This is a genomic window from Pallidibacillus pasinlerensis, from assembly GCF_009996845.1.
GTDB classification, from domain to species: domain Bacteria; phylum Bacillota; class Bacilli; order Bacillales; family Caldibacillaceae; genus Pallidibacillus; species Pallidibacillus pasinlerensis.
Genome location: NZ_JAACYS010000126.1, coordinates 1 through 2,047, shown reverse-complemented (window position 1 = coordinate 2,047; position 2,047 = coordinate 1). Strand labels below are relative to the sequence as shown.

Here is a 2,047-nt window from a genome sequence, read left to right as displayed (position 1 = left end):
TTTGCAAAGCCGTTATAATGATAACGGCTTTTTATATTTTGCGTGCCCAGCAAGCCGTTAATTGCTAGTTGGTGAGAGTCCAACCCGAGTAAGTGCCAAGACGCTCGGTAGCTGACAGGCAACTGGTGGAGAAATCCTAAGGTTGAAGCCCTGTGACAAAGTAACTCTCTTGTAGAGTGCGAGCAAATGAACAGGTTGTAACATAAAGTGAATCCTGCCGCCTCGTCAAAAGAGCCCACCTTTGGTGGACAAGGAGAAGTCGAGCCTGGAGAATATGGGCGAAGACCATGGAAGGTGTCAAGTACTTGGAAAACAACACCGAAGAATCTCCCGGGGTAAGGGGAGCGACATGTTCAGAAAGTAGTTAACGGAACTGGGGATACCCTACTCGTCACTTCCTTTGGAAGTAAAGCAGAAACCTATAAGTGTAAACGAAGTGGTGGATGGACGAGAGGGAGTCGGAGGGGGTCATAGTACCGATTATGACAATGACAACACAACATTGTCTAGGGAAGGACGGCGTTAGCCAATACCCTACTTCGTTCATATGTCAGAAGGAGGTAAGAGTGAGTGAATGTCAGGAAAATGACTAACTACACCAATAAAGTAAAAGCTCAAGAACTCTGGAAGACGTTATATCTTTGTGCCAAGGAAAGTCCAACTCGTAGATTTCACGCTTTATATGACAAAATTTATCGTCCTGATATTCTATGGGAGGCATGGCAACGGGTAAAACGGAAGAAAGGTAGTGGAGGTATAGACGGACAAACGATTGAACAAATCGTTGATGGATATGGGGAGAAGAGATTTATGAACGAGCTCTACTTGGAACTAAAGGAGAAACGTTATAATCCTAGCCCAGTCCGTAGAACCTATATCCCAAAAGAAAATGGAAAGAAACGTCCATTAGGGATACCTACGATTAAAGATAGGGTTGCACAAATGGCAACGAAAATGGTTATAGAGCCTATTTTTGAAGCAGACTTCCAGGACTGTTCATTCGGTTTTCGGCCAAAACGTAATGCACATCAAGCGATAGCAAGAATAAGAAAAGAGAGTAGGAAATGTTTTTGGGTAGTCGACGTCGATATCCAAGGGTATTTCGATAACATCAATCAAAAGAAATTGATGAAACTACTAGAACAACGAATTAGTGACCGACGGGTCTTAAAACTAATTCGGAAGTGGCTTGAAGCTGGCATTATGGAAGAAGGAAAAGTAAGAAATCCTTTGACAGGAACTCCGCAAGGAGGCGTGATTTCCCCACTTTTAGCCAATATCTACCTAAATACAATGGACAGACTTTGGCAAAAGAAATTCAGCCATCTAGGAGAAATCATCCGATACGCCGATGACTTTGTCATCATGTGTAAGACCAAGAAACAGGCAATGGATAGCATCCAAGTAATTCTAGCTATTACAAAGAAACTCGACCTTTCCATTAATCGAGATAAATCAAGACTAGTTAATATTTGGGACGACACCGAAGGTTTTGATTTTCTTGGCTTCCATCACCGAAAATTTCCTAAAAGGATTAAAGGTGGGAGAACGATTTATGTCATGTCTCACATACCAAAGAAGACCGCAATGAAGAAAATGCGAATGAAAATTAAAGACTACACCGAACCAAGGTATAAGTTATTAATGGATATCAAAGATTTAGTTCGTGGTCTTAACCGAAGGTTACAAGGGTTTAAGAACTATTATGCGATATCACCTTTAGGGAAGAAATGGTTAAACCGTATTGATTGGTATGTACTTGAAAGACTCACGTTGTTTTATAACAAGAAAAGAAACAATCGAAAGAAACACGGGAGACTTAGGGACGTAAGAAATGAAGTCGAACATTTGTTAGTGAAATTGGCAAGTTAGATACCGTAATGCCAAAGAAAGAAGAACGTCGGAAAGCCGTATGAGGGAAAACCTCACGTACGGTTTGATGAGGGGAAGCAGGAAAAGAAATGTCCTCAGTCTGGCTTAGTAAGGTGGAACACCCTGAACCCCGAGGACAAAAGGACATTATCTAATTCCTGTTTTCTACTCTACT

At 41.6% G+C, this 2,047-nt stretch carries 1 protein-coding gene; it reads left to right on the top strand.

All coding sequences use genetic code 11. The annotated features are described in order from the left end of the window. Nucleotides 1-570: 570 nt before the first annotated feature. Nucleotides 571-1,872, top strand: a complete 1,302-nt coding sequence (ltrA, locus tag GW534_RS15740; protein WP_161921910.1) for a group II intron reverse transcriptase/maturase — start codon at nt 571-573, stop codon at nt 1,870-1,872. Nucleotides 1,873-2,047 lie beyond the last annotated feature (175 nt).